At 68.3% G+C, this 21,155-nt stretch carries 19 protein-coding genes and 1 riboswitch; of the genes, 14 read left to right on the top strand and 5 right to left on the bottom strand.

Features of this window, described 5'->3' with window-relative positions; genetic code table 11:
- Window positions 1-19: 19 nt before the first annotated feature.
- Window positions 20-643, top strand: a complete 624-nt coding sequence (locus L1Z78_RS01295; RefSeq protein WP_234639782.1) for a pseudouridine synthase — start codon at window positions 20-22, stop codon at window positions 641-643.
- On the opposite strand, the gene L1Z78_RS01290 is transcribed toward L1Z78_RS01295, so the two are convergent.
- Window positions 640-1,659: a hypothetical protein gene (locus L1Z78_RS01290; RefSeq protein WP_234639781.1), complete on the bottom strand. Its 1,020-nt coding sequence runs from the start codon at window positions 1,657-1,659 to the stop codon at window positions 640-642. The genes L1Z78_RS01295 and L1Z78_RS01290 overlap by 4 nt on opposite strands.
- Before the next feature lie 2 nt (window positions 1,660-1,661).
- Window positions 1,662-2,012, bottom strand: coding sequence for a zinc ribbon domain-containing protein YjdM (locus L1Z78_RS01285; protein WP_234639780.1), 351 nt, complete (start codon window positions 2,010-2,012; stop codon window positions 1,662-1,664).
- A 140-nt stretch (window positions 2,013-2,152) separates the two neighbouring features.
- Here L1Z78_RS01285 and L1Z78_RS01280 point away from each other — a divergent pair, with 140 nt between their 5' ends.
- The 3 genes from L1Z78_RS01280 (at window position 2,153) to L1Z78_RS01270 (ending at window position 4,987) form a co-directional block, all read left to right on the top strand.
- On the top strand, window positions 2,153-3,046 hold the full coding sequence (locus tag L1Z78_RS01280; protein ID WP_234639779.1) for a LysR family transcriptional regulator: 894 nt from the start codon (window positions 2,153-2,155) through the stop codon (window positions 3,044-3,046).
- A 94-nt stretch (window positions 3,047-3,140) separates the two neighbouring features.
- Window positions 3,141-3,863, top strand: a complete 723-nt coding sequence (locus L1Z78_RS01275; RefSeq protein ID WP_234639778.1) for a DsbA family oxidoreductase — start codon at window positions 3,141-3,143, stop codon at window positions 3,861-3,863.
- Window positions 3,864-3,955: 92 nt separating this feature from the next.
- The gene (locus L1Z78_RS01270; protein WP_234639777.1) at window positions 3,956-4,987 is read left to right on the top strand and encodes a cyclase family protein; all 1,032 of its coding nucleotides are present in this window, start codon (window positions 3,956-3,958) and stop codon (window positions 4,985-4,987) included.
- 22 nt (window positions 4,988-5,009) lie between these two features.
- Here L1Z78_RS01270 and argE read toward each other — a convergent pair whose 3' ends face one another.
- Window positions 5,010-6,173 (bottom strand): acetylornithine deacetylase, encoded by a 1,164-nt coding sequence (gene argE / locus L1Z78_RS01265; protein WP_234639776.1) that lies wholly within the window; start codon window positions 6,171-6,173, stop codon window positions 5,010-5,012.
- Window positions 6,174-6,347: 174 nt separating this feature from the next.
- Here argE and L1Z78_RS01260 point away from each other — a divergent pair, with 174 nt between their 5' ends.
- The 5 genes from L1Z78_RS01260 (at window position 6,348) to L1Z78_RS01240 (ending at window position 12,108) form a co-directional block, all read left to right on the top strand.
- On the top strand, window positions 6,348-7,637 hold the full coding sequence (locus tag L1Z78_RS01260; RefSeq protein WP_234639775.1) for an MFS transporter: 1,290 nt from the start codon (window positions 6,348-6,350) through the stop codon (window positions 7,635-7,637).
- Between the two features lie 290 nt (window positions 7,638-7,927).
- Complete coding sequence (locus tag L1Z78_RS01255) at window positions 7,928-9,253, top strand: C4-dicarboxylate transporter DctA (protein WP_234642065.1); 1,326 nt, start codon at window positions 7,928-7,930, stop codon at window positions 9,251-9,253.
- The gene (locus L1Z78_RS01250) at window positions 9,250-9,936 is read left to right on the top strand and encodes a GntR family transcriptional regulator (RefSeq protein ID WP_234639774.1); all 687 of its coding nucleotides are present in this window, start codon (window positions 9,250-9,252) and stop codon (window positions 9,934-9,936) included. Before L1Z78_RS01255 ends, L1Z78_RS01250 begins: the two co-directional genes overlap by 4 nt.
- A 169-nt stretch (window positions 9,937-10,105) precedes the next feature.
- Entirely contained in the window at window positions 10,106-11,449 is a 1,344-nt protein-coding gene (locus tag L1Z78_RS01245; RefSeq protein WP_234642064.1) for a glycerophosphodiester phosphodiesterase family protein, read from the top strand.
- Window positions 11,450-11,637: 188 nt separating this feature from the next.
- On the top strand, window positions 11,638-12,108 hold the full coding sequence (locus L1Z78_RS01240) for a hypothetical protein (protein WP_234639773.1): 471 nt from the start codon (window positions 11,638-11,640) through the stop codon (window positions 12,106-12,108).
- A gap of 62 nt (window positions 12,109-12,170) precedes the next feature.
- On the opposite strand, the gene L1Z78_RS01235 is transcribed toward L1Z78_RS01240, so the two are convergent.
- Window positions 12,171-12,866 carry a GntR family transcriptional regulator gene (locus L1Z78_RS01235; RefSeq protein ID WP_234639772.1) on the bottom strand — a complete coding sequence of 232 codons (696 nt, stop codon included), beginning with the start codon at window positions 12,864-12,866 and terminating at the stop codon, window positions 12,171-12,173.
- 140 nt (window positions 12,867-13,006) lie between these two features.
- Between L1Z78_RS01235 and L1Z78_RS01230 the strand changes: the two genes are divergently transcribed.
- From L1Z78_RS01230 to L1Z78_RS01220, 3 genes are read left to right on the top strand one after another with little or no spacing between them, the layout of a single operon-like run.
- Window positions 13,007-14,440: an aldehyde dehydrogenase gene (locus tag L1Z78_RS01230; RefSeq protein WP_234639771.1), complete on the top strand. Its 1,434-nt coding sequence runs from the start codon at window positions 13,007-13,009 to the stop codon at window positions 14,438-14,440.
- Window positions 14,441-14,472: 32 nt separating this feature from the next.
- A complete protein-coding gene (locus tag L1Z78_RS01225) occupies window positions 14,473-15,366 on the top strand; it encodes an NAD(P)-dependent oxidoreductase (RefSeq protein WP_234639770.1) in 894 nt (297 codons plus the stop codon).
- Between the two features lie 41 nt (window positions 15,367-15,407).
- A complete protein-coding gene (locus L1Z78_RS01220) occupies window positions 15,408-16,379 on the top strand; it encodes a tripartite tricarboxylate transporter substrate binding protein (protein ID WP_234639769.1) in 972 nt (323 codons plus the stop codon).
- A gap of 21 nt (window positions 16,380-16,400) precedes the next feature.
- Here L1Z78_RS01220 and metH read toward each other — a convergent pair whose 3' ends face one another.
- A complete protein-coding gene (gene metH / locus L1Z78_RS01215; protein WP_234639768.1) occupies window positions 16,401-19,154 on the bottom strand; it encodes a methionine synthase in 2,754 nt (917 codons plus the stop codon).
- 25 nt (window positions 19,155-19,179) lie between these two features.
- Window positions 19,180-19,295: riboswitch (S-adenosyl-L-homocysteine riboswitch) on the bottom strand.
- A 280-nt stretch (window positions 19,296-19,575) separates the two neighbouring features.
- On the opposite strand from metH, the gene L1Z78_RS01210 reads away from it, so the two are divergent.
- On the top strand, window positions 19,576-20,322 hold the full coding sequence (locus L1Z78_RS01210) for a FadR/GntR family transcriptional regulator (RefSeq protein ID WP_234639767.1): 747 nt from the start codon (window positions 19,576-19,578) through the stop codon (window positions 20,320-20,322).
- Window positions 20,319-21,125 (top strand): transporter substrate-binding domain-containing protein, encoded by an 807-nt coding sequence (locus L1Z78_RS01205; protein ID WP_234639766.1) that lies wholly within the window; start codon window positions 20,319-20,321, stop codon window positions 21,123-21,125. The genes L1Z78_RS01210 and L1Z78_RS01205 overlap by 4 nt, the downstream gene beginning before the upstream one ends.
- Window positions 21,126-21,155: the final 30 nt, after the last annotated feature.

Here is a 21,155-nt window from a genome sequence, read left to right as displayed (position 1 = left end):
AACGACAATCACCAGGCCCATGCACCCCAGAAACCGCCCCCCTCTACGCCCGGCCCTGCGCGCCCGGCCCGCCTTCGCCGACCGGCCAGACACCGGCCCCTCACGCCTGCTGTGCTTCAACAAGCCCTACGGCGTGCTCAGCCAGTTCACGTCCGAAGGCCGCTGGCGCGGGCTCAAGGAGTACATCGACGTGCCGGGCGTGCACGCGGCAGGCCGGCTCGATGCCGACAGCGAAGGCCTGCTGCTGCTGACCAACGACGGGCCGCTGCAGGCACGCATCGCCGATCCGCGCTTCAAGATGGAGAAGACCTACTGGGTCCAGGTGGAGGGACTGCCCGACCAGGCCGCGCTGCAGGCGCTGCGCCAGGGCGTGCAGCTCAATGACGGCATGACGCTGCCGGCGCGTGCCCGGCTGCTGGAGCCGCCACCCGCGCTGTGGCCACGCGACCCGCCGATCCGCGTGCGGCAGACCATTCCCGACTGCTGGATCGAGCTGGTCATCCGCGAAGGCCGCAACCGCCAGGTGCGCCGCATGACTGCGGCAGTGGGCTACCCCACGCTGCGCCTGGTACGCGCGGCCATCGGGCCCTACACGCTGGACGGCCTGGAGCCCGGCCAGTGGAAGGACGTGGAGCCTGCCTAGGACTCCTGGTTCTCGGGCGCTGCCGCAGCCTTCCAGCGCTGCAGGCCCAGCCACGGATGAAAGCGCCGCGCCTCGCCCACTTCCACGCGCTCCACACAGCCGGCCAGCAGCGGCCACAGGCGCTGCAATTGCGCCGAGCGTTGCTGCGTGCAGCGCCGCGCGCGGGCCAGCAGCTCGCTGCCCTGGCCCAGCAGGCGCGACAGCTCGCGCCGGTGCGGCGGCGGCAGGCATTGGGCGCTGGCCAGCATCAGCCAGGACGAGGATTGGCCGGCCTGGGCCGGGCCGCTGGCGGCGAATTGCTCCAGCAGTGCCCGCTGGGCGCTCAGCAAAGGTGCGGGCGGCGGGTCGGCCAGCATGATGTGCAGCACGCTGCCTTCGAAGCGGTAGCGGGCCGGCACCAGCGCCTGCTGGACCGAATTGCCGAAGCGCGTGCTCTGGCGATGGCGGACGGCGCGGCCACCCTGCTCCAGCAAGGGCTGCAGCAGGTCGACCAGGGCCTGCTCGCGCTGCGGCGTGGGCGCCTCGTGGAGCACGATGCGCAGCGGCACGGCCTCGTAGCCGCGCAACTGGTCGCGCCAGGCCATCCAGCCCGCCGTGTCGGGGCCACCCAGCAGCACGGCCAGCAGGGCCGCGATCGCACCCACGCCAGCGCCCGCCCACCAGGCCTCGGCCACCGGTCGGCATCCGCACGCCAGCCAACCCGTGCACCACAGCAGCGCCCCGGTCCATGCGGCTGCCAGCAGGCCCAGCCCCAGGGGCAGGAAGGGCGCGCCATCCAGGCGCTCGGGCAGCAGGACCAGCACGGCCACGCAGACCATGCCCGCGCAGACCAGCACGGCCCACCAGCCGGCGACCGGCAAGGGCCGGCCGGCATGCCGCTGCCACAGCCACTGTCCCGCACGGCCCAGCGGCAGGGCCACCAAGGCTGCGGCCACCAGGGCGATGAACAGCGGCGCGAACACCCACAGCGCCAGCAGCCCCAGGACCGCCGAAAACGCGAGCCCCAGCGCCAGCATGCTCAGGCCTTCTTGAGGAACTCCGACTTGAGCAGCATGGAGCCCAGTTCGGTCTTGCAGTCCACGTTGTGGCCATCGGCGCCATCGACCAGGCGGATGCCCTTGATCTTGCTGCCCTTCTTGAGCACCGAGGACGAGCCCTTGACCTTGAGGTCCTTGACCAGGATCACCGCGTCGCCATCGGCCAGCGCATTGCCGTTGGCATCGCGCACGATGCCGTCGCCGGCTTCGCCCGCTTCTTCCTCGGCCTGCATGGGCCATTCGAAGGCGCAATCGGGGCAGATGTAGCTGGCGGCGTCGGGATAGGTGTTTTCAAGGCCGCACTGGGGGCAGGCGGGTGTGGTCTGGGGCATGGGATTGAACAGATTCGGTGAAGACAAAAGGGGCGCGGCGGGCGCGCCGTACCTGGCGATTGTCGCCCCTGCCCCCGCAGGCATGCCCCGGCAAACCCGAGCGGCCTGCTACGCTGCACGCCACTCTTTGCCTTTTCCCCATGGATACGCTGACCCCCTTGCGCGCCTTCCGGCGCATCGTAGAACTGGGCTCCATCGCCAAGGCGGCCGACGCGCTGGACCTGTCCTCGGCCGCGCTGAGCAAGCAGCTGCGCGCGCTCGAAGCCCATCTGGGCGCCGTGCTGATCCAGCGCACCACGCGCCGCATGAGCCTGACCGACACGGGCCAGGCCTATTACGCCGAGTGCTGTCGGCTGCTCGATGAGTTCGATGCGCTGGAGCAGTCGGTGCGCGCGCAGTCGCAGCAGGTGGCCGGGCGGCTGCGCGTGAACGCGCCGCTGTCGTTTGCGCTGAGCACGCTGTCGCCGCTGCTGGCGCGCTTCATGCAGCGCCATCCTCAGCTGCAGATCGACCTGTCCATGGAAGACCGGCTGGTGGATGCGGTGGGCCAGGGCTTCGATGTGTCCATCCGCCTGAGCGCGGAGCTGGCGGACTCCTCGCTGATCGCGCGGCGCCTGGCCTCGCTGTCGCAGGTGCTGTGCGCGGCCCCGTCCTATCTGCAGGCGCATGGCCGCCCGGCCAGTGCCGCCGGGCTGCGCGGCCATGCGCTGCTGAACTACAGCCTGGCGCATGCGCCCCGCGAAGGGGGCGAGAGTCCCCAGGCGCCGTCCGAGGCACGCGCCAACGTCAACAACAGCCTGATGCTGCGCGACCTGCTGGTGGCGGGCCTGGGCATTGGCGCCCTGCCCTCGTTCCTGGCGCGGCCGGCGATTGCGGCAGGCCAGCTGGTCGCGCTGGACCTTGCGGACCAGGCCGCGCAGGCGCGCCATGTCTACGCGGTCTATCCCACGCAGCGCCACCTGCTGCCCAAGGTGCGCGCCTTCGTGGACTTCCTGGCCGAGGAGCTGCCTGCCGCCATGGGCGAGGATTGTTGACGCCGCGTTAAGAGTTCCTCAAGCGCACGCCCCTTTTTCGCGCCGGGCCTGCGGCCTACGCTTGCCGTCCATCACAGCCATGAAGGACACAAGCATGACGCAATGCAATGATCTTTCCTGCGCCCTGCCCGCGCAGGATGCGGCGGCCCTCTCGCCGCAGCAGGCCCTGCAGGCGGCGCCTGCTGCGGCGCCCGCCGTCGCCCCCGCCATCGACTTCTTCCATGACGTGGTCTGCGGCTGGTGCTACGTGATGTCGCCACGCCTGCGCCAGGTGGCGCGCGAGCTGGGCCTGCGCGTGCGCCACCGCAGCTTCGTGCTGCAGGCCTCGCGCGCCGAGATGGTGGCGGCCTTCGGCTCCATGGAGCGCGCCAAGCAGGTCATCCTGGAGCACTGGCAGGCCTGCGCGGAGCATGACGACGAGGACCGCATCGACATCGAGGGCATGCGCCGCGAGTCCTTCGAGTACCCCAGCGGCATGGCCGGCGCACTGGCCTGCCAGGCAGCCCAGATCCTGGGCGGCGATGACGCGCACTGGGATCTGTTCGACGCCATCCAGCACGCCCACATGAGCGAGCACCGCAACATCGGCGACGCCGAAGTGCTGCTGGACATCGCCACGCGCACGGGCTTCGAGCGCAATGCCTTCGCGGGCTGCATGGAAGGCGCCCAGGCGCTGGAGCAGGTGCGCCAGGACCGCGCGCTGGCGCAGCGCATGGGCCTGCGCTCCATTCCCACGCTGATCGCGCCGCGCCTGCCGCCGCTGCAGACCCAGTCGCTGGCTGCGCTGCGCGAACGGCTGCACTTTCTGGCGGCCTGAGCGCCCCCGTCTTTGCTTTTTTCATCGGCGTTTTTTCGCCTTCCCTCGCGCGCGGCATGCGCGCCCTCTTTCAGCAGACCAAGGACTCTTGCATGACTCTCCAACGCTTCGCTCGCCGCATGGCGCTGCCCTCTCTCGTGATCGCCCTGGCCGCCGCCTTCGCTGGCACCGCGGCCCAGGCCCATGGCGGCCACGAGCCCCCGGCCGGCGCACGCCAGGACGTGGGCACCAGCCCCTGGGGGCCGGCCGACGAGATCGGCCGCCTGAACCTGATCACGCCGGCCTCGCGCGCGGCCATCCTGCAGCGCATCACGGGCGGGCAGGTCTATGACCTGGCCACCGAGTACTACGTGGGCATGCCCAGCTGGCAGGATGCGGGCGATCCGCACTACCAGTTCTGGATGACGCACACGCCGCGCGGCACCGTGGTGGACGACCCCATGAACGTGGGCAAGGACATGAACGCCACGCGCAGCTACACGGGCACGGCGTTCTCCATGTACAGCCACACGGGCACGCACATCGACGCGCTCAACCACTTCGGCATCCGTGGCCGCATCTGGAACGGCTTCAGCGCCGACGAGCACCTGGGCGACCGGGGCTGGCAGCGCACGGGCATCGAGAAATTCCCGCCGCTGGTGGCACGCGGCGTGCTGATCGACGTGGCCGCCGCCAAGGGCATGGACATGCTGCCCGACCAGTACCGCATCACGCGCCAGGACCTGAAGGACGCGCTCCAGCGCCAGGGCGTGACCCTGCAAAAGGGCGACATCGTGCTGATCCGCACGGGCCGCATGAAGCTCTACGGCCAGCCCCAGGCCTACATGGCCAGGCCTCCGGGCCTGGGCCTGGACGCAGCACGCTTCCTGGCCGAGGACGGCGGCGCCATGGTCGTCGGCGCCGACAACCTGAGCCTGGAGACCTTCCCCTCGGAGGTGGATGACGACTACGTGCCCCTGCACTCCTACCTGCTGGCCCAGCAGGGCATCCCCATCATGGAGCTGGTGGCGCTGGACGAGCTGTCGCGCGACAAGGTCTACGAGTTCGCCTTCATCGGCGGCCCGCTGAAGATCCGCGGCGGCGACGCCGCGCCGCTGCGGCCGATCGCTATCCCCGTGCGCTGAGCGCCAGCACCCCGCCAAGGTCTCAGAGCGACTGCCCCATCTTGCGCAGAAAGCGTTCGCAGGCCTGCAGTTGCGCCAGCTCGACGAACTCGTCGGGCTTGTGCGCCTGCTCGATGGAGCCGGGGCCGCAGACCACGGTGGGGATGCCGGCGTTGTGGAACAGGCCGGCCTCGGTGCCGTAGGCCACCTTGCGCTTTTCCTGGTCGGCGGTCAAAGCGCGCACCAGTTGGGTGATGGCGGCCTCTTCCGAGGCCTCGAGCGCAGGGGCGCTGGCGCCGGTCTCGATCTCGATGCGGGCGTCGGCGAACTCGGCGCGCATGCGCGGCAGCAGCTCGTCGCGCACATAGGCCTCGACCTGGCTCTGGATGCCGTCCACCGACATGCCGGGCAGGTTGCGGAATTCATAGGCGAACTCGCACAGCTCGGGAATGGTGTTGACCGCGATGCCGCCCTGGATCTGGTTGGTGGTCATGGTGGTGAAGGGCACGTCGAAGAACTCGTCGTAGGGGCCGTGCGCCTTGAAATGGTCGGCGATGTCGCGGATGCGGCAGATCAGCCGCGCCGCGTATTCGATGGCATTGCTGCCGCGCGGCGTGAGCGACGAGTGCGCGGCCTTGCCGTGCACGCGGCAGCGGTAGAGGTTGATGCCCTTGTGCGCCACCACGACCTGCATGCTGGTGGGCTCGCCGACCACGCAGCCATCAAAGCGCGCGCCCTGGGCCTTGAGCTGGTTGATCATCACGGGCGCGCCCGCGCAGCCGATTTCCTCGTCGTACGAGAAGGCCAGGTGCACGGGCCTGGCACGCTCCATGGCCAGGAACTCGGGCACCAGGGCCAGCGAGGCGGCGATGAAGCCCTTCATGTCGCAGCTGCCGCGACCGTAGAGGCGCCCGCCCTTTTCGGTGAGTGCAAAGGGATGGGTGCTCCACTGCTGGCCATCGACCGGCACCACGTCGGTATGGCCGGACAGCACGATGCCGCCCTGCGTTTCGCCGTTGCCGCCCGGCAAAGTGGCGAACAGATTGGCCTTGGCACCGTCCGGAGAGTGGAACAATCGGGCACTCACGCCCAGCGTGGCCAACTCATCGCGTACACACTCGATCAGGGCCAGGTTGGAATTGCGGCTGGTGGTGTCGAATGCGACCAGCGTTTCCAGCCAGTCGCGGGTGTTTTTCCAGGTAGTCATGTGGTTTGATCTGCGCCATGGCCTGCGCCGCCCCCAGGGACGACGCAGGCCATGGCATAGGCATTGCGTATGGCGAAGCAGTGTACGCCCGGGTTGCGGCCCGGGCAGGCACGCCGGCCCATGCCCCGGGCGTGACTGCCGCCTTTTCAATCCTTTCACGGAAATGGACCTGCCTTGACCAAGCAAACCGTCTCGACCCGCAACATCGTGGCCGCCGTCATCGGCAACGCGCTGGAGTGGTATGACTTCCTGGTGTTCGCCTTCATGACGCCCATCGTCGCCAAGCTGTTCTTCCCCAGCAATCCCGACAATCCGGACGACAACATCAACCGCATCCTGATGACCACGGCCGTCTTCGGCGTGGGCTTTTTCATGCGGCCCGTGGGCGGCATCCTGCTGGGCCTGTACGGCGACCGCAAGGGCCGCAAGGCGGCCATGGTGATGGTGACGGGCCTGATGGCGGTGGCGATCGCGCTGATCACGCTGGCGCCCACCTATGCGGCGGTGGGCATCCTGGCACCGCTGTTCATCGTGCTGGCGCGTCTGCTGCAGGGCTTTGCGGCCGGCGGCGAGTTCGGCACCTCCACGGCGCTGCTGATCGAGCTGGCACCGCCCGGCAAGCGCGGCTTCTATGGCTCCTGGCAGATGGCCGGCCAGATGCTGGCCCTGCTGATCGGCGCGGCCACGGGCACGCTGATCACCGAGATCTTCACCGAGGCGGAACTCATGGCCTGGGCCTGGCGCCTGCCCTTCGCCGTGGGCCTGCTGATCGTTCCCGTGGCGCTGTACATCCGCCGCCATGTGGAAGAGCCCGAGGTCTTCAAGGAAATGCAGGCCGCGCAGGAAAGCGGCAAGGCGCGCCAGATCGGCATCATGGAGATGCTGCGCACGCATGCGCGCGAAACCCTGGTGGGCATGGGCCTGGTGGTCACGGCCACGGTGTCCATCTACATCACCTTCACCTACCTGGTGACCTATGCCACGGTGACGCTGAAGCTGCCCATGCGCGATGCCTTCATGGTGCAGATGGCCGGCGCCGCGCTGATGGTGGTGATCATGCCGTTCTTCGGCGCCCTGTCCGACCGCGTGGGCCGCCGTGTGCTGACCATCGGCTCGCTGATCGGCTACCTGGTGGTGCTCTACCCGCTGTACGCCTGGCTGACCGACGGCCCCACGGTCCAGAAGCTGCTGATCACCCAACTGGTGGTCTGCGTGTTCGTGGCCGTATTCTTCGGCGTGTTCAGCACGGTGATGGCCGAGCTGTTCCCGCCCCAGGTGCGTTCGGCCGGCATGTCCATGGCCTACAACGTGGCGGTGATGATCTTCGGCGGCTTTGCGCAGTTCATCGTGACCTGGCTGATCCGCTCCACGGGCTCGCCCATGGCGCCGGCCTTCTACGTCATGTTCGGCGTGACGCTGGGCCTGCTGGCGGCCTTCTTCATCAAGGACCGCGCGCTGCGCTGACCTGCCGGGGCGGTGTGCAACGCACCGCTGCCTCGCACGCCCCGGCAAGGGGCCTGCGAACCGCCCGCGCACCATGCCCGGGCATGCCGGCCACCCGCCCTGCACCACGGCGGGGAGGCCCGCCCGGACATCCCGATTTCATGCAGGAAAAGTCAGGGCTGATGCGCTCGGGAGTGCTGCAAACCTGCAGGGAATACCCTCTGCTGGCACGTCTTTCGCTTGTCTACATTCTTGCATGCAAGTTGTAAATCCACTTGCATACAAGATTCCACAACTTGCGAAAGACGACTATGCGCCGCTTTGCCAGATCCCTGTTCGGACAGGTGGTGATCGCACTCATCCTGGGTGTGCTCGCTGGATTGCTGGCCCCTGAATGGGCCGTGAAACTCAAACCCCTGGGCGATGGCTTCATCAAGCTCATCAAGATGATCATCCCCGTGCTGGTGTTCTGCGTCGTGGTGCACGGCATCGCGGGCGCGGGCGATCTCAGGCGCGTGGGCCGGGTCGGCGTCAAGGCGCTGATCTACTTCGAGGTGCTGACCACCATCGCCCTGGTGCTGGGACTGGTGCTGGCCTTCGTGTTCCAGCCCGGCGCGGGCATGAACGTGGACCCGAGCAAGCTCGACGCCTCGGCCATGAGCGCCTACGCCAGCAACGCCGACAAGCTGACCAGCGGCGGCACGGTGGACTTCCTGATGAAGCTCATCCCCACCACCGTGGTCCAGGCCTTCGCCACGGGCGACGTGCTGCAGGTGCTGCTGTTCGCCGTGCTGTTCGGCTGCGCGCTGACCATGCTGGGCGAGCGCGGCGCGCCCGTGCACGCGCTGATCGACACGCTGTCCAACGTGCTGTTCAAGATCATGGGCATCCTCATCAAGCTGGCGCCGCTTGGCGTGCTGGGCGCGATTTCCTTCACCGTGGGGCAGTACGGCATCGGCTCGCTCAAGCAGTTGGGCATGCTGGTGCTGCTGTTCTACGCGGCGGTGATCTTCTTCGTCTTCGTGGTGCTGGGCCTGGTGATGCGCTTTTCGGGCTTCAGCCTGATCAAGCTGCTGCGCTACCTGCGCGAGGAGCTGATGGTGGTCTTCGCCACCACCTCGTCGGACAGCGTGCTGCCCCAGATCATGGCCAAGCTGCGCAACATGGGCGTGCGCGATTCCACCGTGGGCCTGGTGATTCCCACGGGCTACTCGTTCAACCTGGACGCCTTTTCGATCTACATCACGCTGGCCGCCGTGTTCATCGCCCAGGCCACGAACACGCCCATCGGCATGGCCGACCTGCTGACCATTCTGGCCATCGCGCTGGTGACCTCCAAGGGCGCCCACGGCGTGCCGGGCTCGGCCATCGTGGTGCTGGCGGCCACGCTGCACGCGATTCCCGCCATCCCTGCCATCGGCCTGGTGCTGGTGCTGTCGGTGGACTGGTTCATGGGCATTGCCCGCGCCCTGGGCAACCTGATCGGCAACTGCGTGGCCACCGTGGCCATCGCCGCCTGGGAAGGTGACATCGACCGTGAGCGCGCCCATGCCGTGCTCGACGGCCTGGCCGACAATCGGGAGTCCGCCGCAGCCGCCACCACCCCCGTCCACACACCCCACCAGACCCCGCAATGACACCTGTAAGCCCCCAGCACATCGCCGAGCGCGTCGTCGAAGCCATCCTGGCCCAGAAGCTGGCGCCCGGCGAACGGCTGGGGGAGCAGGAGCTGGCCGACAACTTCGCGGTCAGCCGCACCATGGTGCGCGAGGCGCTGATGCAGCTGCAGGCGCGCGGCTTCGTGCAGGTCCAGCCTCGGCGCGGCTGGTACGTGGTCCAGCCCTCGGCCGAGGAGGCGCAGGACGCCTTCGCGGCGCGCCGCATCATCGAGACCGGCATCCTGGGCGAAGCCGGACGCCCCCTGCAAAGCGTGATCGGCCAACTGCGCCGCCACATCGCCCAGGAGCAGGACGCCATTGCCGGCGCCGACGCGGCCACGCGCGCCTTCCTGCTGGCCGACTTCCATGTCTGCCTGGCCGAGCAGATGGGCCATCGCCTGCTGGCGCAGACGCTGCGCGACCTCACGGCCCGCACCACGCTGGCGGCCACGCTCTACCAGTCCACGCACAGCGCCAGCCAGTCCTGCGCCGAGCACGAGCGCATCGTCGCCGCCCTGGAGGCCGGCGACACCGAGGGCGCCAAGACCCTGCTGCTGGAGCACATCGGCACGGTGGAACGCTCGCTGGAGATCCGCCCGCCCGAGGCGGCGGACGCCGGCGACCGCCTGCGCGCCACGCTGGCACCCGTGCTCAAGGGATAACCCTGTGTCGGAGCGGGCGCAAATGCCCGCCATCCGTGGCGAAAACGCCAATCCGGCCCCTGCGGCATGCACTGTCATGGTGCCGACACGAACCACTGGATAACCTGCTGGGCTGGCGCATTGCGCCGTTCATCAACCCACCAGTGCCTCGGATATGACCCAACGTCCTATGTCCTTCTCCCGTTCTCCCCTCCTCGCGTCCCTGTGCGCGGCCATGGCCCTTTCGGCCTGCGGCGGTGACGGCGGCTCGTTCTACCTCACCCTGGACGGCAAGCCGCCCCAGGTGATCGCCCACCGCGGCTTCTCGGGCAAGTTCCCCGAGCAGACGCGCATGGCCTACGAGGCCGCCGCCGACGCGGGCGCGGACATGCTCGAGCTGGACATGCACATGACCAAGGACTGCCAGCTGGTGGCCCGCCACAACGCCTGGCTCAGCGACAGCACCAACGTCGCCGAGGTGGCCAAGACCAACGCCGAGGTGGCGCGCCGCCAGCGCACCACGGCCGGCGTGCTGGTCAACGTGAAGTACCCGGCCATTCCCGCCAACGGCCCCTCGCAATACCTGAGCGACCAGCTCGACCCCAGCGATCCCAAGTCCGTGCTCAAGGCCCTGGTGGTCGACGGCGAGGACCACCGCAACGACTGGTCCATCAGCGACTTCACGATGCAGGAGCTGCGCAGCTGGCTGGGCGGCACCATCCTGGACAACCGCAACGAGCGCCCCACCCAGTGGAACGGCAAGCTGCCCCTGATCAGCGCCCAGGACGTGATCGACATCGCCGCCGCCAAGGGCAAGTCCCAGGGCCGCACCATCCCCGTCTACGCCGAGACCAAGAACCCCTACTGGAACAACCAGCAGGCGATTGCCAACGGCTGCGGCGCACCGGGTTCACGCCCCTTCGAGGACGCGGTCATCAAGCTGCTTGACCAGAACAAGCTCAATGCCAAGGACTCGCCCATCTACATCCAGAGCTTCGACCCGGCCAGCCTCAAGTACCTGCGCCAGGCCGGCATGAAGGCCAAGGGCGTGCAGCTGATCGACGGCAACGACTTCAACCTGCGCGACGGCTCCATGGTCTACATCACCAACGACGAGTGGACCTTCATCAGCGGCCGCCCCTACAGCTGGACCCTGGCCGGCGACGCGCGCACCTTCGCCACCATGCTCACGCCCGCGGGCCTGGCCGAGATCAAGACCTACGCCGACGGCATCGGCCCCTGGAAGCCCCAGGTCCTGGCCCACTCGGTCGTGCCCTACAAGGACGGCGCCGGCCTCAAGGACGTGAACACGGTCAAGGACACGGGCCTGATCCGCGAGGCGCACAAGGCCGGCCTGATCGTGCACAGCTTCACCTTCCGCAACGAGCCGGGCCGCCTGGCCGGCCTGTACAAGGGTGACCCCGTGCAGGAATACCTGACCTACTACCGCCTGGGCATCGACGGCGTGTTCACCGACTTCACGGACACGGCCGTGGCCGCGCGCAAGGCGTACAACAAGGAAATCGGGCTCTGACACCGTCTTTGCCGCCATGAAACAAGGCGCCTCGGGCGCCTTGTTTTTTGTGGAGCCATGGTCGAATGGCGGCTGCGATTGCGGCGCGATACGGCAGGCATGGAAAACCATGGGAATGCGGCATGCATCCAAAACATCCAATGATGTTCATTTAGTTACAATTGCCACTCCACTCCTTTTCCATTCCCATGTTCCAAAAGATTGCCATTGTTCTGGCATGCACCTCCGTGGTCGGCTGCGCCTCCGTCATCAATGACACCACCCACCCGGTGAAGGTCGAGACAAAGAACGAAAACAATACGCTGATCACCAACGCCGAATGCAAGCTCACCAATGACTACGGCACGGTGTCGGTGAAATCTGGAGAGACAGTGCAAGTGCGCCGCTCCAGCAAGGATCTCGATATCGTCTGCAAGCAGACGGACAATCCGGATGCCACGGCCCGCGCCATTTCCCGGGCCAATGGCGGCATGTTCGGCAACATCATTCTGGGCGGCGGCATTGGCGCCATCATCGACCACAACAAGGGAACGGCATACACCTATCCGACCTGGGTCCAATTGGTGTTTGGCAAGAGCCTGGTGTTCGACCGCACGACCGAAAAGGAAGGCCTGCCCACTCCGCCCGCCGAACTGCCGGTGAAGTCTGCGGAGAAATGATTCCCTCTTGAGTCGGGCCGACACAGCGGCCCGGCCTTGTGCCGGGAGGCCGCCCGACCGGCTCACCTCAGCAGATACCGCTCGGCATAGATCTGCCGCGCCCGCCCCATGTGGCGCAGCGCCAGGTCGTGCAGCACGTCGCGCTCGCCGGCCTGCAGCGCGGCCACCATCTGCGCATGCTCCTGGCGCGCCACCACCAGCGCCTCCTGGTCGGCGATGGCATAGGCCCGCGCGGGAAAGCTCAGCCAGTCGTGCAGGCGGATCGACTCCTCCAGATAGGGGTTGTCGCACAGGCCGTAGAACAGGCGGTGGAAGGCCATGTTGGTGCGGTGGATGGCGATCAGGTCGCCCGACTCCACGGCCAGCGCGTGCGCCTGCGCGGCCTGGGCGACGGGCTCCAGGCGTTCGGGCGGCACGGGCAGGCGCATGGCCTGCACGGCAGCCGCGTGCAGCACGCTGCGCAGGTGGTACAGGTCCTCCAGGCTTTGCGCATCGAAGCGCCGGATGCGCGCGCCCAGGTGGGGCGGCTTGACCACCACGCCCAGGCGCTGCAGCTCGGTCAGCGCGGCGCGCACCACGTGGCGCTTGGCCTCGTAGTCCTCCATCAGATGGTCTTCGATCAGCCGCGTCCTGGGCAGGATGCGGCCCCGGATGATGTCCGTCTCTATGGCGGCGATCACGGCCGCCACCTGCGGCGGCAGCGCCGCATGCGGAAAAGCGGCGTCCTTTTCCCGGCCTGATCGCTGTTGCTTGCTCATGTCTCTTCGTTCTTTCCGGCGGTGCGCCAGGCCTGCATCTTATTGATAGTTTCATCGCCTTTCTTGGTGACAACGTGCTCGTTGAGTTTCGCGCCACGCACTCCTAGACTGCGCCGCAAGTCAACTCAGGAACCCGCTCCATGGCCTCCCCGCACGCCGCCGACATCATCAGCATCGATCCCGCCAACGGGCAGGAGATCGCACGCATCGCCACCACCACGCCCGAACAGCTGGACGCCACCGTGGCCCGGGCCTGGCAGGCCTATCACCACAGCGGCTGGAAGTCGCTGCTGCCGCACAGACGCGCCCTGGTGCTGCAGGCCATCGCCGACGGACTGGCGGCCGAGAAGGAGTCGCTGGCCCGGCTGCAGATGCGCGACAACGGCAAGCCCCTGGGCGAATGCCGGGGCATGGTGGAGTCGGCCATCGGCACCTTCCGCTACTACGCCGGTGTCTGCGAAACGCTGGAGACCGACGTGACGCCCGCGCGCGGCGACTATGTGTCCTTCACCGTGCTGGAGCCCTTTGGCGTGGTGGCGGCCATCACGCCCTGGAACTCGCCCATCATGAATGACGCGACCAAGGTCGCGCCCGCGCTGGCGGCGGGCAATGCCGTCATCCTGAAGCCCTCGGAGGACTCGCCCTTGCTGGCGCCCGAGCTGGCGCGCATCGCGCTGGCGGCCGGCCTGCCGCAGGACCTGCTGCAGGTGGTGCAGGGCCGGGGTGCCGATGTGGGCGCGGCCCTGGTGGCGCATCCGGGCGTGCGCATGATCTCCTTCACGGGCGGCACGGCCTCGGGCCGGGCCATCGCCCGCGTGGCCGGCGACCGGCTGGTGCCCACGGCGCTGGAGCTGGGCGGCAAGTCGCCGCACGTGGTGTTCGCCGATGCCAACCGCGCGCATGCCGTGGCGGCCGTGGTGGCCGGCATCTTCGGCTCGGCAGGCCAGTCCTGCGTAGCCGGTTCGCGCCTGTTCATCGAACAGGACATCTATGACGAGGTGCTGGAGCAGGTGGTGGCGCGCGCCAAAAGCCTGCGCCTGGCCCTGCCCGATGCCGAAGGCGTGGAGATGGGTCCGCTGGCCTCCTTCCACCACCGCGAGCGCGTGGCCGCCTTCGTGGACCGCGCGCGCGCCGAGGGCGGCCGCGTGCTGTGCGGCGGTGCGGCGCCCACGGGCACGGACTTCGACGGCGGGGCCTTCTACCTGCCCACGGTGATCGACGGCCTGCCGGCCAGCGCTGCAGCCTGCCAGGAGGAGGCCTTCGGCCCCGTGCTCGTGGCCCTGCCCTTCCAGGACGAGGCCGACCTGATCGCCCAGGCCAACGGCACGGCCTTCGGCCTGGCCTGCGGCATCTGGACCGAGAACTTCCAGCGCGCCTGGCGCATCGGCCGCGCGCTGGAGGCCGGTTCGGTCTGGATCAACACCTACAAGCAGTCCGTGACCAGCACGCCCTTCGGCGGTTTCAAGAACAGCGGCATCGGCCGCGAAAAGGGCATAGCCGGGCTGCGCCTGTACGCCCAGGTCAAGAGCATGTACTTCGGGCTGCATGCGCAACCGCTGTCCGTCGCCAAGTGAAGCCCTGTCCCACCGCATCGGAGAACACCGTCATGAACCAGAACACACCCGTCGCCATCTACGGCCTGGGCAACATGGGCTACCCGCTGGCCGAGCGCATCGGCCGGCATTTCGCCACCCAGGTCTTCGACCTCGATGCCGTGCAGCTGCAACGCGCGCAGGACAGCTTCGGCGCCATGCCCATCCAGGCCCCCGAGGATCTGTCGGCCACGCAGACCGTGGTGCTGTGCCTGCCCTCGCCGGCCATCTCGCTGTCCGTGCTCGCGCAGATCGCGCCCCGGCTGCCGCGCGGCGCCGTGGTGGTGGAGACCAGCACGGTCAATCCCGAGCACATCCATGCGCAGCAGAAACTGCTGGCGCCGTACGGGGTGGACCTCATCGACGCCTCCATCATGGCCGGCGTGGGCCAGATGGTGGCCGGCACGGCATCACTGGCGCTGGGCGGGTCGCAGGAAGCCATTGCACGCGTGCAGCCGGTGCTGGACGCCATCGCGGGCCGCCAGACCTGGTTCGGCGCGCTGGGCGCGGGCGCGGCGGCCAAGGTCATCAACAACGCCGTGGCCCATGCCGTGATGGTCGTCGTGGCCGAGGCCGGCGCCATGGCCACGGCCGCGGGCGTGCAGTGCGACAAGCTGATCGCCCTGCTGTCGGATGCGCAGATGGGCCTGCACCGCCCGCTGACCTACCGCTATGCCGAGCGCATCGTCCAGGGCGACTACGCGGGCGGCATGCCGCTGGATGCGGCCCGCAAGGACTCGGTGCTGGCCCTGCAATTGGCCCAGACACTGGGCGTGCCGCTGTTCGCCATACAAGGCTCGCACAGCGTCTACGACATGGCCGCTGCTGCCGGCTACGGCCGCGAAGACTATGCCGCCGTGGCCAAGCTCTGGGCCGACTGGGGCTGCCCCACCGTTCCCGCCGCCTGAGCCCCCTGCGCGCACGACCATCCATTCCAACAAGGAGACATATGACCATCCGCAACCACCCCACCCGCCGCCACGCGCTGGGCCTGTGCTTCGCCACGCTGGCCCTGGCGGCCGGCCCGGCCCTGGCCGCCTGGCCCGAAAAACCCATCGAACTTGTCGTGGGCTTTGCCGCCGGCGGCGGCACCGACATCACGGCGCGCACGCTGGCCGTGCACCTGGGCAAACATCTTGGCACCCAGGTCGTGGTGTCCAACAAGCTGGGCGCCTCGGGCGAGCTGGGCCTGGCCTATGTGGCCAAGGCCGCGCCCGACGGCCATGTGATCGGCATGACCAACATGCCGGGCCTGGTCACGCTGCCGATCGAGCGCCGCACCCAATTCAAGCCGGCGGACTTCACCTATATCGCCAACCTGGTGCGCGACCCCAGCGCCTTCAGCGTGCTGGCCGACAGCAAGTACAAAAGCCTGGCTGACCTGATCGCCGATGCCAGGGCACGGCCCGGCGAGATCAGCTACGGCTCCACGGGCGTGGGCACCGACGACCACCTGGCCATGGTGCTGTTCGAGCGCCTGACGGGCACGCGCCTGAACCACGTGCCCTACAACGGCGCGGGCCCGCTGCGCACGGCCGTGCTGGGCGGCCATGTGACCATCGGCGGCATGAACCTGGGCGAGGTCATGCCCTTCGAGAGCAAGGTGCGCATCCTGGCCCAGGCCAGTCCCGCGCGCTCCGGCCTGGCGCCCAACGTGCCCAGCTTCAACGAGCAGGGCGTGAAGCTGGTGTTCAACTCGGAGCGCGGCATCGTGGCCCCGGCCGGCCTGCCAGCCGCCGTGCAGCAGCGCCTGACCGACGCCCTGCGCACCATCGCCGCCGACCCCGAGTTCCACAAGCAGATGCGCCAGCAGTTCACCGAGATGGACTATGTGGAGGGCGCTGCCTGGAAGACGCGCCTGGACAAGGCCACGGCGGATTTCACCGCGCTGTGGAAGTCGGCGCCCTGGACGGACAAGTAGCAGGGCAGTCGGCCTGGACGATCACCCCAGATTCGGCGCCAGCAGCCGGCGCAGTGCCTCGATGTCCATGCCCCGGCGCGCGGCCATGTCGGCCAGCTGGTCCTCGCCGATTTCGCCGACGTTGAAGTAGACGGCCTCGGGGTGGCCGATGTAGAAGCCGCTGACGCTGGAGGCCGGGTTCATGGCCAGGCTTTCGGTCAGCGTCATGCCGATCTCATCGGCCTTGAGCACGGCGAACAGGTCGGTCTTGGCGCTGTGGTCGGGGCAGGCCGGGTAGCCGGGCGCGGGGCGGATGCCCTGGTACTGTTCCTTGATGAGCTGCTCGTTGCCCAGCTGCTCGTCGGGCGCGTAGCCCCACAGGTCCTTGCGCACGCGCTGGTGCAGGCATTCGGCGAAGGCCTCGGCCAGGCGGTCGGCCAGGGCCTTGAACATGATGCCGGAGTAGTCGTCCAGCGCGTCCTGGAACTCCTTGTCCTTCTTCTCGGCGCCGATGCCGGCCGTGACGGCGAACAGGCCCGCGTAGTCCTGGATGCCCGATTCCCTGGTGGCCACGAAGTCGGACAGGCAGCGGCTGGGACGCATGATGGGCCGGCCATCCGGGCCGTCCACGGCCTGTTTTTCGGTCTGCTGGCGCATGCCGTACCAGGTCATCAGCACCTCGCTGCGCGACTCGTCGGTGTAGAACTCGATGTCGTCGCCCACGCGGTTGGCGGGGAACAGGCCGATGGCGCCGTTGGCCTGCAGCCAGCGGCCTTCGATGATCTTCCTGAGCATGGCCTGGCCATCGGCCAGCACCTTGCGCGCCTCGACACCGACGATCTCATCGTCGAGGATGGCCGGATAGGGGCCGGCCAGGTCCCAGGTCTGGAAGAACGGGCCCCAGTCGATGTATTCGGCGATCTCGGCCAGGTCGAAGTTGCGGAACACGCGGCGGCCCAGGGCGCGCGGCACCACGGGCGGCTGGCCGAAGTCCACGGGCGTGGCGTTGGCGCGGGCCTGCTCCAGGGTCCACAGCGGCGTCTTCCTCTTGTTGGCGTGCTGGGTGCGGACCTTGTCGTAGTCGGCCAGGACCTCGTCCAGGTACTGCTGCCGGTTCTCGCCCAGCAGGCTCTGGGCCACGCTGACGCTGCGCGAGGCATCGGGCACGTAGACCACGGGGCCTTCGTACCTGGGCGCGATCTTGACGGCCGTGTGCACGCGCGAGCAGGTGGCACCGCCGATCAGGAGCGGAATCTTCTTGACGCGGAAGTAGTCGTCCTTGTGCATCTCGCCGGCGACGTACTGCATTTCCTCCAGGCTGGGCGTGATCAGGCCCGACAGGCCGATGATGTCCGCGCCCTCGGCCTTGGCCCTGGCCAGGATCTCGTGGCAGGGCACCATCACGCCCATGTTGATGACCTCGAAGTTGTTGCACTGCAGGACCACGGTGACGATGTTCTTGCCGATGTCGTGCACGTCGCCCTTGACGGTGGCGATGACGATCTTGCCCTTGCTGGACACATCGAGGCCCGCCGCCTCCTGCTGGCGCTTTTCCTCTTCGATGTAGGGCACCAGGTGGGCCACGGCCTGCTTCATCACGCGGGCCGACTTGACCACCTGGGGCAGGAACATCTTGCCGGCGCCGAACAGGTCGCCCACGATGTTCATGCCGTCCATCAGCGGGCCTTCGATCACATGCAGCGGGCGGCCGCCGCCCTGCACCACGATCTGCTGGTAGGCCTCTTCGGTGTCGGCGACGATGAAGTCGGTGATGCCGTGCACCAGGGCATGCGAGAGGCGCTCGCCCACGGTCCTGGGATGCTCGGGCGTGCCGCGCCATTCGAGCTTCTTGCTGTCGTCCTTGGCCGCGCCCTTGGCGGCGTCGGCGATCTCCAGCAGGCGCTCGGCCGCATCCGGGCGGCGATTGAGAACCACGTCCTCCACGCGCTGGCGCAGCTCGGGCTCCAGGTCGTCATAGACGCCGACCATGCCCGCGTTGACGATGCCCATGTCCATGCCGGCGGCGATGGCGTGGTAGAGGAACACGGTGTGGATGGCCTCGCGCACGGGGTCGTTGCCGCGGAAGCTGAAGCTCACGTTGGAGACGCCGCCCGAGACCTTGGCGCCGGGCAGGTTCTGCTTGATCCAGCGCACGGCCTCGATGAAGTCCACGGCGTAGTTGTCGTGCTCCTCGATGCCCGTGGCCACGGCGAAGATGTTGGGGTCGAAGACGATGTCCTCGGGCGGGAAGCCCACTTCGTCCACCAGGATGCGGTAGGCGCGCTCGCAGATCTCGATCTTGCGCTCGTAGGTGTCGGCCTGGCCCTTCTCGTCGAAGGCCATGACCACGGCGGCCGCGCCGTAGCGCTTGATCAGCCGGGCCTGGCGCTTGAACTCGTCGAGCCCCTCCTTCATGGAGATGGAGTTGACGATGCCCTTGCCCTGCAGGCAGCGCAGGCCGGCCTCGATGACCTCCCACTTGGAGCTGTCCACCATGACCGGCACCTTGGCGATGTCGGGCTCGGAGGCGATGAGGTTCAGGAAGCGCACCATGGCGGCCTTGCTGTCGAGCATGGCCTCGTCCATGTTGACGTCGATGACCTGGGCGCCGTTCTCCACCTGCTGGCGCGCCACGGACAGGGCCTCCTCGTACTGCTCGTTGAGGATCATGCGCGCAAAGGCCTTGGAGCCCGTGACGTTGGTGCGCTCGCCCACGTTGACGAACAGCGTGCCCTCGCCGATGGTCACCGGCTCCAGGCCGGACAGTTTCATGGGGGGAACGGAAATGACGGACATAGGCTCACCTGCGCGGCACAAGGGGTTCAGGTGAGCGTCGTTGGCATCGTGGGCGCGGTCCGGCGCCTGGCCCAAGCCTGACGCGGCCCGCCATCCATCCACGGGATGGGCGTCGGCCGCGCTGCAACGCTCCTCGGACCAAAGCCCGGCATTTTAAGGCGGCTCGCAATGGCCTGCAGCGCGGGCGGCACGCCCGTTCTGCGGGCATGGCCGCACCAGGCCATGCGGCACTGCACCAAATCGCGGCAACGCGGCCGCCCGCCAGGCCTGGACCGGGGTAAATCTTGCGGTGCCGCGCAGGGATTTCACGACAGGCTCTGGAAGGTCTGCTCCTTTTCTTGAATCTGGCACGCAATTCGCTAGAGGGTCTGGCATGCGGTCTGACCAGTCAGGCCAAAACCTTCGAAACGCGCCGCCCCCAATGCAAAGCATTCCGACATCGATAGCCCAGACGCTGCAGCAGCACATCCTGAGCGGCCACTACGCCAGCGGAAGCCAGTTGCCGCCGCAGCGCGAGCTGGCGCAGCAGCTGGGCATCAGCCGGGCTTCACTGCGCGAGGCGCTGTCCATGCTGGAGACCCTGGGCCTGGTGGAGATCCAGCCGGGCAGGGGCGTGCGCGTCAACGGCCCGCACAGCGGCAGCGCGCGCATGCACCGCGCCTATGCCACGCCCGCGCTGGGCCAGCTGTCCCCACGCCAGCTGATCGAGCTGCGCCTGGTGCTGGAGCCCGGCTGGACCGCGCTGGCCGCCGCACGCGCCGATGACGGCGGCCGGCGCCAGCTGCAATGGACCCAGGACCAGCTGGCGCATGCCCTGGCCCGCAAGGACCTGCTGGCCGCCGCCGAGGCCGACCTGCAATTTCACCTGCTGCTGGCCCGGCTGTCGGGCAATCCGGGCCTGGTGGCCATGGCGCGCCAGCTGGAGCACGCCATCGGCCACAGCCTGCGCCTGCCGTTCGCCTGGTCCGGCGCCGACGACCAGCCCGCGCTGGAGCATGGAGCCATCGCCAGGGCCGTCTGCGACGGCGATGCGCAGGCCGCGGCCGACGCCATGCGCGCCCACCTGCTTTCGGCCGCCCGGCGCAGCGGCGTCGTCCTCGATGCGCCGGCGCCCGCCACCTCCGTTTCCTTTCGTCTCACCCCCCCTCCCGAAGGAGCTTTCGCATGACTTCCTCTTCTCCCGCCCGCCGCGCCTTCATCCGCACCGCCATGGCGGCCGCCGCACTGGCCACCGCCGCACTGGGCACCGCCGCCCATGCCGACATGCTGGCCAACATCCAGAAGGCCGGTGTGCTGCGCGTGGCGATCCCGCAGGATTTCCCGCCGTTCGGTGCGCTGGGCACCGACCTGAAGCTGCAGGGCTACGACATCGACATGGCCTCCCTGGTCGCCCAGGAACTGGGCGTGAAGGTGGAACTGGTGCCCGTGACCAGTACCAACCGCATTCCCTTCCTGACCACGGGCAAGGCCGACATCGTCATCTCCAGCCTGGGCAAGAACGCCGAGCGCGCCAAGGTGATCGACTTCACCCAGGCCTATGCGCCGTTTCCCAAGAGCGTCTACGGACCCAAGGACGTGAGCATCAAGTCGCCCGCGGACCTGGCCGGCAAGACCGTGGGCGTGACGCGCGGCTCCACGGAGGACCTGGCCCTGACGAAGGTGGCACCGGCCTCGGCCACCATCAAGCGCTATGAGGACAACAACGCCACCGCGCAAAGCTATCTGACGGGCCAGGTGCAGCTGGTGACGCTGGGCAACATCGTGGCCAATGCCGTCAACGAACGCACCCGGCTGCGCCAGCTGGACATGAAGTTCGCGGTCGAGGACACGCCCTGCTACATCGGCGTCGCCAAGGGCGAGGAGGCGCTGCTGCACAAGGTGGACGGCATCATCACCCGGCTCAAGGCCGATGGCCGCCTGAGCGCCCTGTCCCAGCGCTGGATGAAGATGCCCCTGCCCGCCACCCTCTGATCGCCCCGCCCGCCGCACCCGACCTCTTTT

Origin of the sequence: Delftia tsuruhatensis (assembly GCF_903815225.1) — a bacterium.
In the GTDB taxonomy this organism is placed as follows: Bacteria; Pseudomonadota; Gammaproteobacteria; order Burkholderiales; family Burkholderiaceae_C; genus Comamonas; species Comamonas tsuruhatensis_A.
The sequence above is the reverse complement of the archived record's forward strand: the minus strand, read 5'-3'. Positions and strand labels throughout refer to the sequence as shown.

Coding starts and splice junctions, on each gene's coding strand:
- L1Z78_RS01295 (WP_234639782.1), top strand. CDS start 20: ATGCACCCCAGAAACCGCCCCCCTCTACGCCCGGCCCTGCGCGCCCGG.
- L1Z78_RS01290 (WP_234639781.1), bottom strand. CDS start 1,659: ATGCTGGCGCTGGGGCTCGCGTTTTCGGCGGTCCTGGGGCTGCTGGCG.
- L1Z78_RS01285 (WP_234639780.1), bottom strand. CDS start 2,012: ATGCCCCAGACCACACCCGCCTGCCCCCAGTGCGGCCTTGAAAACACC.
- L1Z78_RS01280 (WP_234639779.1), top strand. CDS start 2,153: ATGGATACGCTGACCCCCTTGCGCGCCTTCCGGCGCATCGTAGAACTG.
- L1Z78_RS01275 (WP_234639778.1), top strand. CDS start 3,141: ATGACGCAATGCAATGATCTTTCCTGCGCCCTGCCCGCGCAGGATGCG.
- L1Z78_RS01270 (WP_234639777.1), top strand. CDS start 3,956: ATGACTCTCCAACGCTTCGCTCGCCGCATGGCGCTGCCCTCTCTCGTG.
- argE (WP_234639776.1), bottom strand. CDS start 6,173: ATGACTACCTGGAAAAACACCCGCGACTGGCTGGAAACGCTGGTCGCA.
- L1Z78_RS01255 (WP_234642065.1), top strand. CDS start 7,928: ATGCGCCGCTTTGCCAGATCCCTGTTCGGACAGGTGGTGATCGCACTC.
- L1Z78_RS01250 (WP_234639774.1), top strand. CDS start 9,250: ATGACACCTGTAAGCCCCCAGCACATCGCCGAGCGCGTCGTCGAAGCC.
- L1Z78_RS01245 (WP_234642064.1), top strand. CDS start 10,106: ATGTCCTTCTCCCGTTCTCCCCTCCTCGCGTCCCTGTGCGCGGCCATG.
- L1Z78_RS01240 (WP_234639773.1), top strand. CDS start 11,638: ATGTTCCAAAAGATTGCCATTGTTCTGGCATGCACCTCCGTGGTCGGC.
- L1Z78_RS01235 (WP_234639772.1), bottom strand. CDS start 12,866: ATGAGCAAGCAACAGCGATCAGGCCGGGAAAAGGACGCCGCTTTTCCG.
- L1Z78_RS01230 (WP_234639771.1), top strand. CDS start 13,007: ATGGCCTCCCCGCACGCCGCCGACATCATCAGCATCGATCCCGCCAAC.
- L1Z78_RS01225 (WP_234639770.1), top strand. CDS start 14,473: ATGAACCAGAACACACCCGTCGCCATCTACGGCCTGGGCAACATGGGC.
- L1Z78_RS01220 (WP_234639769.1), top strand. CDS start 15,408: ATGACCATCCGCAACCACCCCACCCGCCGCCACGCGCTGGGCCTGTGC.
- metH (WP_234639768.1), bottom strand. CDS start 19,154: ATGTCCGTCATTTCCGTTCCCCCCATGAAACTGTCCGGCCTGGAGCCG.
- L1Z78_RS01210 (WP_234639767.1), top strand. CDS start 19,576: ATGCAAAGCATTCCGACATCGATAGCCCAGACGCTGCAGCAGCACATC.
- L1Z78_RS01205 (WP_234639766.1), top strand. CDS start 20,319: ATGACTTCCTCTTCTCCCGCCCGCCGCGCCTTCATCCGCACCGCCATG.